Origin of the sequence: Alkaliphilus hydrothermalis (assembly GCF_016908555.1) — a bacterium.
GTDB classification, from domain to species: Bacteria; Bacillota; Clostridia; order Peptostreptococcales; family Natronincolaceae; genus Alkaliphilus; species Alkaliphilus hydrothermalis.
Window position 1 is genome coordinate 14,685 of sequence record NZ_JAFBEE010000007.1, and the last position, 13,983, is coordinate 28,667.

The 13,983-nt window shown below is 37.6% G+C and carries 10 protein-coding genes, 1 tRNA gene and 1 other RNA gene; 4 read left to right on the plus strand and 8 right to left on the minus strand.

Annotated features, from left to right (window positions below; translation table 11 throughout):
- Window positions 1-62: 62 nt before the first annotated feature.
- On the minus strand, window positions 63-1,757 hold the full coding sequence (locus JOC73_RS06585) for a hypothetical protein (RefSeq protein ID WP_204401402.1): 1,695 nt from the start codon (window positions 1,755-1,757) through the stop codon (window positions 63-65).
- Window positions 1,758-1,866: 109 nt separating this feature from the next.
- The gene (locus tag JOC73_RS06590) at window positions 1,867-3,009 is read right to left on the minus strand and encodes a CapA family protein (protein ID WP_204401404.1); all 1,143 of its coding nucleotides are present in this window, start codon (window positions 3,007-3,009) and stop codon (window positions 1,867-1,869) included.
- A 324-nt stretch (window positions 3,010-3,333) separates the two neighbouring features.
- Between JOC73_RS06590 and JOC73_RS06595 the strand changes: the two genes are divergently transcribed.
- The 4 genes from JOC73_RS06595 (at window position 3,334) to JOC73_RS06610 (ending at window position 7,604) form a co-directional block, all read left to right on the plus strand.
- On the plus strand, window positions 3,334-4,839 hold the full coding sequence (locus tag JOC73_RS06595) for a spore germination protein (protein ID WP_204401406.1): 1,506 nt from the start codon (window positions 3,334-3,336) through the stop codon (window positions 4,837-4,839).
- A gap of 5 nt (window positions 4,840-4,844) precedes the next feature.
- The gene (locus JOC73_RS06600; protein ID WP_204401408.1) at window positions 4,845-5,936 is read left to right on the plus strand and encodes a GerAB/ArcD/ProY family transporter; all 1,092 of its coding nucleotides are present in this window, start codon (window positions 4,845-4,847) and stop codon (window positions 5,934-5,936) included.
- Window positions 5,933-7,048, plus strand: coding sequence for a Ger(x)C family spore germination protein (locus JOC73_RS06605; RefSeq protein WP_204401410.1), 1,116 nt, complete (start codon window positions 5,933-5,935; stop codon window positions 7,046-7,048). Before JOC73_RS06600 ends, JOC73_RS06605 begins: the two co-directional genes overlap by 4 nt.
- Before the next feature lie 379 nt (window positions 7,049-7,427).
- A complete protein-coding gene (locus JOC73_RS06610; RefSeq protein ID WP_204401412.1) occupies window positions 7,428-7,604 on the plus strand; it encodes a hypothetical protein in 177 nt (58 codons plus the stop codon).
- A 56-nt stretch (window positions 7,605-7,660) separates the two neighbouring features.
- Here the strand turns inward: JOC73_RS06610 and ssrS are convergent.
- The 6 genes from ssrS to polA form a co-directional block, all read right to left on the minus strand.
- Window positions 7,661-7,851: non-coding RNA, 6S RNA (gene ssrS / locus JOC73_RS06615), on the minus strand.
- A gap of 6 nt (window positions 7,852-7,857) precedes the next feature.
- Window positions 7,858-7,942: transfer RNA gene (locus JOC73_RS06620), tRNA-Leu, on the minus strand.
- A gap of 119 nt (window positions 7,943-8,061) precedes the next feature.
- Window positions 8,062-9,696, minus strand: a complete 1,635-nt coding sequence (locus tag JOC73_RS06625) for a peptide ABC transporter substrate-binding protein (RefSeq protein ID WP_204401414.1) — start codon at window positions 9,694-9,696, stop codon at window positions 8,062-8,064.
- A 111-nt stretch (window positions 9,697-9,807) separates the two neighbouring features.
- Entirely contained in the window at window positions 9,808-10,431 is a 624-nt protein-coding gene (locus JOC73_RS06630) for a lytic transglycosylase domain-containing protein (RefSeq protein WP_243427878.1), read from the minus strand.
- A gap of 28 nt (window positions 10,432-10,459) precedes the next feature.
- Window positions 10,460-11,056 carry a dephospho-CoA kinase gene (gene coaE, locus JOC73_RS06635; RefSeq protein ID WP_204401416.1) on the minus strand — a complete coding sequence of 199 codons (597 nt, stop codon included), beginning with the start codon at window positions 11,054-11,056 and terminating at the stop codon, window positions 10,460-10,462.
- Window positions 11,057-11,070: 14 nt separating this feature from the next.
- Window positions 11,071-13,773, minus strand: coding sequence for a DNA polymerase I (gene polA, locus JOC73_RS06640; RefSeq protein WP_204401418.1), 2,703 nt, complete (start codon window positions 13,771-13,773; stop codon window positions 11,071-11,073).
- Window positions 13,774-13,983: the final 210 nt, after the last annotated feature.

Consider the following 13,983-nt stretch of genomic DNA (forward strand, 5'->3'; position numbering starts at 1 on the left):
GGGGTAAGGGATACATCAATTAAGCCCCAAAATCCTTTCTAGGATGTCGGGGCTTAAAGTTTTTATTTGTATGTATTAAATTCTAAATCCGCCACCCAAAATGGTCTTTGAAAGGATGTAAATTCCATTACTACCTTCTTCAATGCTTCATTGGATAACTGTAGGTTAATTAGCTCCCAACGATCTGGGATCTTAATCGTATGGGATGCTTTATTCAGATATTTAAGATTGCCATCTTGATTATATCCTTTTATATTAAATTCAATTTGATTAACTGTATTTGACTTTACCCAGAAGCTCAAAGTATCGTAAATACTTTCATCATGCAAATCGACGGAGACATAGGGGGACTCTCCTTCTATTGCTTCTATTTTCCACGAAGCGTCTGTATCCTTTGTGTTAGTATCATCGTCCGATACGCCATCTCCAAGGGTAACACTATACTTTTTCTCATCTTCTATACTACCTACATGCAGCTCTTCCTGCCCTTCATCTACCTTTGCTAAATCAACAGTAATGACCTTTCTATACTCTTCACTCCATTGGTCAAGACGATCCCTCACCTTTAAACTAATGGTATACTCTCCACCTTCATGAAAGGCTAGCGTTAAATTCTTAGTAGCTGCACTGGTGATGACCTTATCCTTCTTAGCAATCTCCCAGTGATATTCCTCTAGGCTGTTTCCTTCTCCCTTGGCTTGACTTTCATTGGTGAATTTCCAACGATCCTCCTTTTCTACCACAGTAAAATAGGCGATAGGCATTAATTCAGACAATTGTTGATTTTCTTCACCTGCATTTAGATTAAAGAAAGTCCCCAAGGAAGCGTTGTTTAGTAGTGCATAAATCCCAACACCCATTAGTAGTACAATAGATGCAACTATTGGGATCACTTTTGAAAACCGCTTATTTTCAGACCTACTTACTTCTTCTAGTGCTAAATCCTGTTCTTCCAGCTGAAGATCCTCTGTATGATCTTCCTTGAAGCCTTCTTTGTAGTCTTCCTCTTTATTTTTTTCTTCTGCATCTAAAGAGGCTTTCTTCATCCAAGATATAATCCCCTTATTCTTACGGGAAGCCCTTGTCCTAGGTTCAATACTTTCTACGCACAAATGATAAATATAGAGTTTACGGAATTCCTCCATAATGTCTTTAAAGCTATTGAACTTTGTATTATTTTTTAAATCAAAAATAAACTGATGTACTTCCTGAAGCAAGATTTCTTCCCTTTTTAAATTCCTATACTCAAAATAAATTAACTTTTCTAAAACTATACTAATCTTATTGCACAAATAATTAATATCTATATCCTCTGAAGCTTCATTAATTAAATACAATTCATCAAAGACAATCTTTCCATCCTTTACAACTAGTTGTGTCTCATCAATCAGAATATTTTTACTGATTGCCTCTAGAGGGTCATATTTCGTAATCTCCTGTAGATATGAAAAAGCAAGGCTCATCCGCCCTTCAATAGGGATATAGTTTTCCTCTAAATAGATTAGCAATGGATCTGCTTCTATTACCTTAGTAATAAATACGACTTCATCCTCCATCACCTCTGAATCTACTAGATTCGTTAATATATCCGATAGTTGCTCCCTTTTTAAAACATCGACAAATTTAAGGTTTTTTATATGGTTAATGACTACAGGATTACCATTCTCCGATAATTCCATTCCAATATATATCTCCTGTTGGTCCGTTATTTTAAAGGTATCTACTATTTCATATTTTGAGATATAGTTGTACTTCATATTTTTACCATCCTTTAATGACATTATTGTCTTACTCTACATATTAATGTTTCTTAGATAATTCATAAATGGGCATAATGTCCTATTTTCAATCTGTAGATTTAATTTCTTAGTGTTTCGGAGTAATAACCCCTTTTTCATCTAGCTTAATAGTAGGGGATATTCTTTGCAGTCTTTCTAGTATCCTTTGTCCATCTACCCCCTCTTTTAAATGCTGTGCCAATGCAAACTTTATTTTACCTGGCCATACCTTCGCAAATTCAATCTTTTCCTTAGAAAGTTCGACTTCAAGGGCAACAAACTCATTTGCCACATTATGTCTACTGGTGGTAAAAATAAAATTTCCTAGGGAATAAGCTGTCAGCTGCCCATTACCCCTCCATTTTATCTCCTGTACTACGTGGGGATGGGCTCCAATGATTAAACTTACTCCAGCCTCCACCAACTTTTCGTCTAAGTTTAATTGATGTTGATTGGGTTGGTGGGCTAGTTCTTCCCCCCAGTGGACAAAAACAATCACATGATCCACCTTTTCCCGCCATTCCTTTATATAGGCTAATAGGGGTTCGTAGGTATATGCAGTTGCCATTCCGGGATGATTTTCTCCTGCAGTCCAAGTATTTATTGGGATTACCCTAGATACACCAAAAATCGCTACAGAGACACCATTGATTTCCTCTACATGGGGTCGAAATGCAGCCTCTTGATTTTCTCCAACTCCAATATATTGATATTGTAGTTTATTTAATTCCTCCATCGTCTCAGCCAAGGGTCCATCCATTCCATGATTGTTTGCTAAGGAAAATAAAAGTTTTTCCCGTAGGGGATTAAATAAAACAAAGTTCTCTGGCTTAGTTTGAAAAGCATAGGCCTTTTCCATTAATTGCCTACTGGTCCCCACGGATGTTTCTAGGTTAAGGACTACTAAATCCCCTTGCTGCAATATTGGCAAAAATTCAGTTAAGGGATAGTCAAGTCCCTTTTCCTTCATCACTCCGTCCACATGTCCATCCATCATGGTGTCCCCTGCGAAAATGAGCTTGATCCTGTTGGATTTGGGGGCATCTACTTTCTTCGTATTGTTGTCTGGGTTTTGCTTTTCCTTTTGATTGTTGTTTTGGTCTTGGTTTTGGTTTTTATTGGGTATCACTGGGCCTTCAGCGATATCCTTCTTTGCATCAGATTGATTACATCCACTTAACATTACCAGGACTACAATACCCATCATTAATAAAAGCTTTAATTTTTTCATTAACCACCTCAGATATTTCGACTTTTATTATATAGGGTCCTACAGTAATCCCCTTTATATTCATTTTAGAAAACATGCTTTGTCACATATTCCCTATTATGATTATACCAATTTAACTAAACTGTTGCAATAAACCATCATAAACCCTTCTTAATTGAAGTCATCAGACATATAGGTATGTACTCCCCCCTTAAAAGTAATACTAATGATGTGGGTTGCCGATTGTGCAGTTGACCAAATAAATAAATCTACAATAACAGTTTTAGTTTTTCAGTATTTAGTTAACAATTAAAATAAAATATATTTGATTAAGGAGAAGGTTTTATGTGGTTCCGAGGCTGGATCAACAATATTGCTAACAATAAAAAAACTTCTTTACAGGAGGAATCCTTCAATCCTAATGCTAAGGGTGAAGTCTCCAAGGAGGCCATTGTAGCCTATCTACAGGATGTTGATGATGCCTTGATTAAGGATATTTCTGTTGGTAAAGGGAGTGCTACCATTGTTTATATTAAATCTCTGGTTAAGATGGAAATCCTACAGGAATTAGTCATTACTCCCTTAAATACATTTGAAAACCAAGATGATCCCGAAGAAGTCCTAAAAATCTCAGAAAAACTGGCATTTGATGAGCTCCCTAAACTTATTGAAGGGGTTATGAGTGGTCTTTGCATCATTATCTTTTATGATAGGAAATCAATTTATACAATAGATACCTTCAGTCCACCGGTTAGAAACCTTACCTCCAGTGAAAGCGAATCAACGGTTTTAGGCCCCCAGGAGGCCTTTATCGAGGCTTTAGAATCAAACTTTTCATTAATCAAAAAACGTATCCGTAACCCGAATCTTAAGACGAAGGTCTTACTATTGGGAACCGAGACTAGGAATTCAGTTGGGGTTTTATATATTAGGGGTATAGCCAACCAAGAAAATGTCCAACGGGTACTGTATCGTCTGCGAAACATTGAATTTATGGGTTTTGGAGGAACAGCAGTTTTAAAGCAAATGCTGGAGGACAAACCCTACTCCCCCTTCCCTCAGTTTGGGATCACTCAACGGGTTGATGCGGCTGTCTCAGCCCTACTGGATGGAAGGATAGTTATTTTTCTCAACGGCAGTCCAGAGGCAGCCATCTGTCCCACTTCATTTTTTGAAATGTTTGTGTCCCCTGAGGACTACTATAACCGCTGGACTACAGCTTCATTACTGAGGTCTCTGAGATTTTTCGGCTTTTTTGCAACCATTATGCTGACACCCCTATATGTATCGGTACTTACCTATCATCCAGAGGTATTACCCTCAACCCTCCTATCCCTTTTAATGGAGTCCAGGACTAAGGTTCCCTTTCCTCCTGTTATCGAGGTGCTGATTATTGAATTAGTCATAGAGGTTTTAAGGGAGGCAGGGGCACGGATGCCTACTAAAATTGGTCAGACCATCGGTATCGTAGGGGGTATTGTCATCGGAACGGCAGCCGTTGACGCAGGATTAGCCAGTAACATATTAATTGTCCTGGTGGCGATTTCCGCCCTCCTATCCTTTCTACCCCCAAATTTTCTAATGAGTAATGGGAGTCGCTTTATAAGATATTTCTTTATTTTGGCAGCTGCCCTCTATGGATTTTTAGGACAGATGATTGCATTAGCATGGTTGTTGGCCCATCTGGCTAATTTGACCTCCTTAGGTAGTCCCTATATGACTCCTGTTATCCCTAGATCAGCTACAGATCTACTGGATAGTGTCCTAAGGGCTCCTATCAATTTTTTTATCAAGAGAAAAGGCATATCTAGATCAAAAAAGGAATTGACTAGACCTACAGATGAGGAGTAATAAAAATGGATAAAGGAAATTATCAAAAACTCAATCAATATCATGTCATTTTCTTAATCAATGGAGGAATTGCTGGACTAGGTATTCTCACTCTACCTAATGACTTAAGCTCAATGGGATTTAATCAGTGGTTGGTGCCCCTTATCTTAGGATTAGTTGCAAATCTAGCTTTATTCCCCATGATTAAGCTATGCTCCAACTACCCTAAAAACAATTTATATGAAATTAACGAAAAATTGTTGGGACCCCTATTAGGAAAAATAATAAATATTCTTATAACTGGTTACGCCATTATCGCTTTATCAAGGGTATTGAGGGGTTACCTTACCCTTATCCAAACAACTTTACTACCCCAAAAAAGCATTATAGGTCCCCTTATCATTCTTCTCCTCTTATCTGCCTATGTAGTTAAGGGGGGGATTAAGTCGGTGGCACGATTTGCCATATTAGGTTTTTTCCTTACTGCATGGACCATTTACTTTTCCCAGTGGCCCATCATTAATGGGGATGTAAGAAATTTTCTTCCCCTGTTTAACTTTACGAGGAATGATTTTCTATATGCCTTCCATAGGGGTTATTTCTCTATGCTGGGTTATGAAATCATATTGTTTTATTTTCCCTACATTATGGATCAAAAGAGGGCCTTCAAACATGCTTCAATAGGGATCTGGATAACGATGTTTTTGTATTGGGCAGTATGTGCCTCCAGTGTTGTCTATTTTTCTATATGGCAGATGAGTCACCTTCGGTATCCTGTCCTTAGTCTGCTAAAATCAATTCAATTATCCTTTGTAGAAAGGGTTGAGAATTTTTTTATTGCCCTTTGGGTATTTCTTATTCTATCTACAGCTTGCCTACTTCTTTGGTTGGCTCAGAAGGGGATTAAATCTATTTTAAAAAAGCCGACAGATTTATCCCTCTATGGAGTTCTCCCCATTATTTTTCTTATGATCAAGGGGCCCATACCAAATCGATACGAAGTTTTCCTATATGAAAATTTGACCATTTACGGTGGATATTTCTTAAATTTATGGGCAATCATTCTTTTATTCCTCCATTATATAAAACAGACCAGGGAAGGGAAGGAAGCAGCATGAGGAAGTTATTGATTTTTATACTTTTGTTATCTATCACGGTCTCCAGTGGATGTGCCCGTCGGGTGCGGGGGCCAAAGCTAGAAAGTATGGGTCTTGTTGGAGTCATTGGATTTGATCTAGCAGAGGATGGTAGAACTGAAATGACTGTTGCCATGCCCCAGTTCCCCTATGCCTTTGAAGAGGAGATCCAATTCTTTTCCGCCACTGTAGACCTTACCCACGAAGCCTTAGTTGAGTTCACCAAAAAATCCGATAAACTCCTTAAGTATAGCCATTTAATGGTGGTTCTTTTTAGTGAAAAATATGCAAGGGAAAAGGGCCTTATACAGCCTATTTTGGATATGTATCGCAACTGCGATATAGGGGATGACGTTTACATAGCTGTTACTAAAGCCTCTGCAAAAGAAATTATGATGATGGATCTCCCCCATCATCCCACCCTGGTACGGTATTTGAGCTTCCTTCTAGAACCTAGGGAGGAGACAGCCTTTAACCCCTTTGCCACCATTCATGACTTTGTCCGTCGTAGTACCAGTAATGTGTATGATCCTGTTGTTCCCTATATCGAAAAACAGAAGGATAAATCCATTAAAATTTCCAAAATTGCTATCTTTGAGAATGATAAAATGATTGATACCATAACCCCTGAAGAGGCCAATATTCTAGAAAGTCTAACAAATCGTAAAAAATTGTCAGCCATTAAGTTGGAGACAGAAGAAAAGGATGACCTAGGAAATCCCCTCTATGTCATGATAGAATTTATTCAGTCTAATGTAGAGATGTCCAGTAATAAAAATTTAGATTCCCCAAAGGTGAAGGTTAAGCTGAATTTTGTTGGAACTTTAATGGGATATACAGGGGATAGAAACTTAGATAAACCCGAAGGGTTATTGGCCCTTGAGGACCTTCTTAACAAAAATATGGAAAAACAGGTTTTTGACTTGCTCAACAAACTAAAAAAGCTAAAAGTCGACCCCATCGGTGTCGGTCAAGAATTTAGAATGTATCATCGGGGGAAGTGGAATAAAGATCTTTGGAGGGAAGCTATTCCTAATATTGAGTATAATATAGAAGTAGATTCAAAATTCTTGAATACAGGAACGATAGATTAGAAAAACAACCATTTACTTAAGTGAGCAAATTTCATAATTCTTAAGCATTGATTTTACAAGTTTTTTTAGTCACAAAAAATGGATTCACCCCAATTTGTCGAAAAGATTAAATCGATTAAAGATCTTGTAGAAATATCCAACTATCCCCATGCTGTTATTTTTTAGGTGCTCTATTAAGTGCCATCTATTATAATCGCAAAGGGGCAGAATTTAAACCAAATGATTTATTTTCTATGGTCCTTTAAATTTCTTATCATTGGCATAATTTACTAGGTTTTTGAGTAACCTAAACCTATAGGCTAAACGAACTATATATTATATGCTTTATTTCGTCATTTTTCGACATATGTATCACTAAAAATTTTAGGGGGTTACCAAAATGAGCTTTACAACTTTTCAATCAAGCCTTAATCTAATCCAAATATTTGCCAACAAACTAAATAAAGAAGATATCCACTTTCAAGGAAAGAAAATTCTCATGAAAAATTATGCTAATCATCTTCGCCTTAATCTAACTGACAATATGATTGAAGAAGTTTTAGGGGGATGTTATTAGGTAAAATATAAAAACAAGCACTAAAAAAGAGAGGTTATAAGCCTCTCTTATTGCTTGTTATATCCAAAATACCGTTTGCCCTATTTTGACACCTATCATGACGATAGGTGGGTGCTCGCATAAATACTTCAACCTTCCTCTGCCTCGTTAGGTCTTACTCTAGGCTCGATTTCCATATCTAGTATTAAAGCTCCCGTATTTATATTGTAGGTTCAAAATAAAAGCTTCACAAGTATTTCAGAAAACTTTGTATTGGTGCGGATGGCGGGATTTGAACCCGCACGCCCAGTGAGCACTACCCCCTCAAGATAGCGTGTCTGCCGTTCCACCACATCCGCTGATTACTTGGTACTTTAATATTATAATACCCTAAATCCTAAATGTCAATTCCTTAAATCATAGTGGTTAAAAGAGGAAGCCAAGTCCAGTCTTATGACTTCCTCTTAAGTTTATCTAGTTATTCTGCCTTAGTATTAATATACCATTCATTAATATTCTTAAATACATCAAAGCTGTTAGGCCCCTTATCTCCCTTTACATGATCCTTTACTAGAATGCCATCATTTTGAAAGAATAGGCTAAAATATGGTAAATCACTAACGATATGCTTCTGTAACGCTTGATAATGCTTCAACTTTGCTTCTCTATTGGGAGATTTAAAGGCTTCCTCTAATAGTACATCCATTGTCTCATTTGAATACGAGATAAAGTTTGTCTCACCGATTCGAGAAGAATGAAAGGCAAAGGATAAATCAGGAACATGAGCTAACTCCCAGCCTCCTAAAACAATATCATAGTCGCCTTTTGTAATTGCCTCATTGAAGGCTTCCCATTCAAGGAAAACTACTTCAAGTTCAATTCCCACTGCCGCCATCTCCTCTTGAATCAAGTAGGCAGTTTTTTCTCTTAATAAATTGCCTTGGTTAGTTACTAGCTTGAAGGATAGTTGATCCCCCTCTTCATTACTTCTCACCCCAGCATTTTCTCCAAGGGTAAAACCAGCTTCATCTAAGGTCTTCTTGGCAGTTTCTACATCATAGCCATACTGAAGGCCAGCTTCGTCATATAGCCACGACTGAGGATTGATGGGAACCTCTGCCACTGTGGCATGGTCTAGATAAATGTTCTTGACCATCTTATGGCGGTCAATACCGTAAGCAAAGGCTTTTCTAACGTTTAAGTTTTGTAGTAGTCCGTTTTTAAAGTTAAAACCAATGAATTCATAGTTATTGCTTACAAACTCATATACATTTACATTTTTCTTATCAGAATATATCCCCCAGTCAATGGATACTGGTCTTGCAAAATCCAACTCGCCATTTTCAAATAAAGACAGTTGTGCTTCTGTATCTGGGACAATTGCAACTTCAACTGTATCGATATAAGGTTTATCACCCCAATAGTTAGCGTTTTTCTTTAACTTTAAAGACTTCATACGTTGATGGTCTTCCAATTCATAAGGACCAGTCCCAATGATCGGGAAGTTTTCGTTTGTTAATTCTGCCACCTTAGCTCCACCAAATAGATGTTTAGGAATAATTGGAAATGACATTACTTCAAGCCCATTACTAAAGGGTCTTGTGAAAGTAACCTTTAAAGTACCATCTTCCTCCACCCTCATATCTGAGATTTGCTGTAGACTCATTCTATAGATAGATAATCCTTGTACGTCTTTAATGTTTCCCTTTATTACTTGATAAGTAAACACTACATCTTCAGCTGTAAAGTATTGTCCATCATGCCATTTCACATCATCTCTTAATGTAAAATTCACACTTTGTCCATCTCCTGCTATCTTCCAGCTCTTAGCTAATAAAGGCTCTACGTCCAATTGCTCATTAAAGGTCACCAAACCCTCATAAATTAAATGTTGCATTTGTTGAAGGCTTCGATTGCTATTGAATAAGGGATTAGCAGTGTTGAATCTTGTAACGGATAGCTTTAAGTTTCCACCCTCAGCTGGCTGTTGGTTTTCCACAACGGCTTCATTTTCTGGTGTTGGATTGTCCTGTTGAACTTGATTGGTACATCCGCTCACCAGGAGTGCCAATATTAACGATAAAATTATTAAACTGTACTTTCTTTTCTTCATCTTTTGTCCCCCTCTATAGCACCTAGGTCATATCTATCTTTACGCAAACTGAAACCCTATATTTTATTATAAACCATATCGATATCTCACGAAATATCAAATTGATATTTGCTAAAATATGGTTGGTTCTTGTACAAGATGCTTAATCAATTGTAATGAATTCTGCTCTCCATAGATCATTTGATATCGTTCATAATCCCGAAAAACCTTCCGCACATAATTTCTAGTCTCTGGAAAAGGGATAACATCCAAATAATCCCCTGTACTGCTATACTCAGGATTTTTTATCCATTTAGTGACATTGCCATTCCCTGCATTGTAGGCAGCCACCATGAACTGTAGATTGGATTTAAACTCCTTGTCTAGCACTGTGATATACCATATCCCAATTCGAATATTCAACTCTGGCTCATATAAATCTTCATAGGTAAAGTTTTTAATCTTTAGCATTTCTGCTGCCCAATCCCCTGTCACAGGCGCTATTTGCATCAATCCCCTTGCTTCCCTATGGGAAATGGCCCTAGGATTAAATCTACTTTCATTTCTAATAATGGCGGCCACAAGGTAAGGGTCTACATCATATTTTTCTGCATATTTCTCCACCATGTCCCGATAATGAAAAGGATAAATGGTGGTGAGGATATATTTAGCGTTTACCATAACAATTGCCATAATTGCTACTAAGATAATCATTAGTAGGATGTTACGAACTTTTCTGCTTAATACAATAATCAATGACAACCCCTCCGAAAAAAACTATTGCCTATTCTATTTCCCTCCACATTTTTACTAACCGTTGCCTTAAGGTCTCCACCCCCCCTGAGTTATCAATGATTTTATGGGCATACTTCTTCTTTTCTTCAAGGGTCATTTGGGCATGGACTCGTATGTTGGCCTCTCGGTATGCAATACCCTCCCGTTTCATTAACCGCTCCAACTGAAGGTGTACAGGTATAGCCACCAACCATACCTCCTCGACTAAACTAACCATGTTCATTTCTATTAATAGTGCTGCATCTACAATTATAACAGTATCTGGCGCGTTTTTCTTGTGGCAATTTATCTCTTTTTTTATTTCTTGAATAATCCTTGGATGGGTTATTTCATTCAGCTTTTTTAAGGCTGTTTCATCCTTGAAGACTAAAGCTCCCAGCTTCTTTCGGTCTAACTGACCATCCGCTAATATGTATTCCTCCCCAAAGTAATTCTTAATTTCGTCTAGGGCCGGTGTACCTTTTTCTACAATTTTTCTGGCAACAAGATCTGCATCGATCACAACTGCCCCTAGTTCTGACAACATCTTTGATACAGTACTTTTTCCACTGGCAATGCCCCCAGTTAAACCTATCACTTTACCCATAGCTTTAAATCTCCTTACTTAGCTTCATACCAATTATCCCCTTGAGATAAGTCAGCCTTTAGCTGGACCTTTAATTTCATGGCGTTTTCCATACCCATCTCAATAATTTGAGAAACCTTTTCCATTTCATCCAGCGGTGTTTCAACAATCAATTCATCGTGTACTTGAAGTATCAGCTTCGCCTTTAAGCCCTCCTCCTTTAACATCCGATGCACATTAATCATGGCAATCTTAATAATATCCGCAGCACTTCCTTGAATTGGGGTGTTCATTGCCATACGTTCGCCGAAGGAACGAATGTTAAAATTCTTTGAAAGAAGCTCTGGTAGATATCTTCTTCTATTCAGGAGAGTCACTACGTAGCCTTTATGCTTTCCTTCTTGAACAATGTTTTCCATATAGGCCTTAACGGATGAATACTTTTCAAGATAACGGTCAATATATTTCTTAGCCTGTGCCCTTGAAATCTTTAGGTTTTCCCCTAGACCAAAATCACTAATACCATAGACAATTCCGAAGTTAACGGCCTTTGCACTACTTCTCATGGAAGAGGTTACTTCATGAACTTCCACACCAAAAATCTCAGAAGCAGTCCTTGTATGGATATCTTGACCCTTTTCAAAAGCATCTAAAAGATTCTCGTCTCCTGAAATATGGGCCAGTACCCGAAGCTCTATTTGAGAATAGTCGGCATCAATAAATTTATGTCCTTCCTTTGCCACAAATACCTTTCTCAGCTGACGACCTAACTCTAGCCTTACAGGAATATTTTGTAGATTTGGCTCTGTACTAGATATTCTCCCAGTGGTTGTTACAGTCTGATTAAAGCTAGAATGAATCCGTTCAGTAACAGGATTAATAATCCCCAGTAGTCCGTCCACATAGGTGGATTTCAACTTTGCAATAGTTCTATATTCTAGTATTTTAGGAATAATCTCATGTTTTTCCCGTAGCTTTTCCAACACCTCTGCATTGGTGGAGTAGCCTGTTTTCGTCTTCTTGATAGGCGGAAGTTCTAATTTATCAAAAAGTACTTCTCCCAATTGTTTTGGTGAATTAATATTGAATTCCACCCCTGCCAAACGGTAGATGTCCTCCGTCAATTGGCTAACCATATCTCTAAATTGTATTTCTAAATCCTTCAGCATATGCTGATCAACTTTAATACCCGCTACCTCCATAGATGCCAATACCTCCGTCAAGGGTAGCTCCACCTTGTAATATAAGTCTTCTAATTCTAACTCATGAAGTTTTTCTTTAATCCTTGGAACAAGATTAAAGGTTACATTTACCTGTTGACTAAGAAGTTTTCTAAGGTCTTCTTTTTCAAGCTCCTTTAGGGTTTTACGGCTCTTTCCTTTCCCTAATAATTCTTCTTCATCAACAATATTCTTATTCAAATAGACTACCCCTAATTCCTTCACATTGTAGGAGGATTTGGCAGGGTCTATCAGATATTCGCCGATGAAGGTATCAAAGGATACATTCCTAATCTCTATTTGATGGGGGGCAAAGTGTACCAACTCCTTCTTAATATCGTGGCCGATAATTTTAGTCTCATCATCCTCCAGGACTTCCTTCAGTAATTGTAGTACTGCTGATTTGTCATCCATCATCCTAAAGTCTAAATAATAGACTTCATTTGCATCCGCCGCCATGGCAATAGCCACTATTTCATCGGTGGTAATATTCTTTTCTTCACTGACGGTTTTAATCGCAAGGTATTCGCTTTCCCTCACCTTTTTAATGAAGGTCTTCAATTCCTCTATTGATCCAATCTCATAAAACTGATCAGATGAAACAGTTTCTAAACCAGTATTACCTTCCCCTTCATCTGTTTCTGCTCCTTCATTTTTCGTAAAGCGACTAATCAAACTGTTAAATTCGAATCTTCTAAATAAAGTGAGTAGCTCATCATAATTTGGTTCTTCCTTCTTTAAATCATCTAATTTGATTTCAACTGGAATATCAGTAATAATCGTGGCCAATCGCTTACTTAGAATAATGTTTTCAATATTACCTTCTACCTTTTCCTTGAGCTTTGCCGCAGATATTTCGTCTGTATGTTGGATTAGGTTTTCAGTAGTACCAAACTGTTTTAATAGCTTGATGGCGGTCTTTTCCCCTACCCCAGGTACCCCAGGGATATTATCTGACTTGTCCCCCATTAGCGCCTTTAAGTCTATAAATTGAAGGGGGGTTACTTCATAATCCTCCATCAGCTTTACATCATCATATATATCTAAACTAGAAATTCCCTTTCTAGTAATCAACACCTTCACCTGTTGAGAAACCAATTGTAGGGCATCCTTATCCCCTGTTACGATTAGTACCTCCATACCTTCTCTTTCACAATGCTTTGCCAGTGTTCCAATTAAGTCATCTGCCTCATATCCTTCAGCCTCGATTCTAAAAATATTTAGGGCATCCAGTACTTCCTTTAGGGGCTGAATCTGTTGGCTAAGCTCCGAGGGCATTTTCTTTCTACCTGCTTTGTAGTCTCCATACTCCTTGTGTCTAAATGTTGGAGCCTTCAAATCAAAGGCTACTCCTATGTATTGAGGCTGATAGTCCTCCATCACCTTTAAAAGCATTGTTACAAATCCATATATGCCGTTGGTATACTGTCCATCCTTTGTCACAAAGGGTGGCAGGGCATAAAAGGCTCTATTCACTAGACTATTTCCATCAATAATCACTATTCGGTCTTTTGCCATCTCTTCTCAATCCCTTCAAAATAAATGTTTATCATTATTTTATCATGTAATCCTATGAGAGTAAAATAAGCTTCGCTATTTATATTATGGACATTTTTACCCAACAATAAAGACAATAACTGAAAAAACAGTAGGGACGTATAGCAATACGTTAACCTACTGTTTTTGTGAAATATAGAAGAGTAAAAATATAACTTATTAAATCCCAAT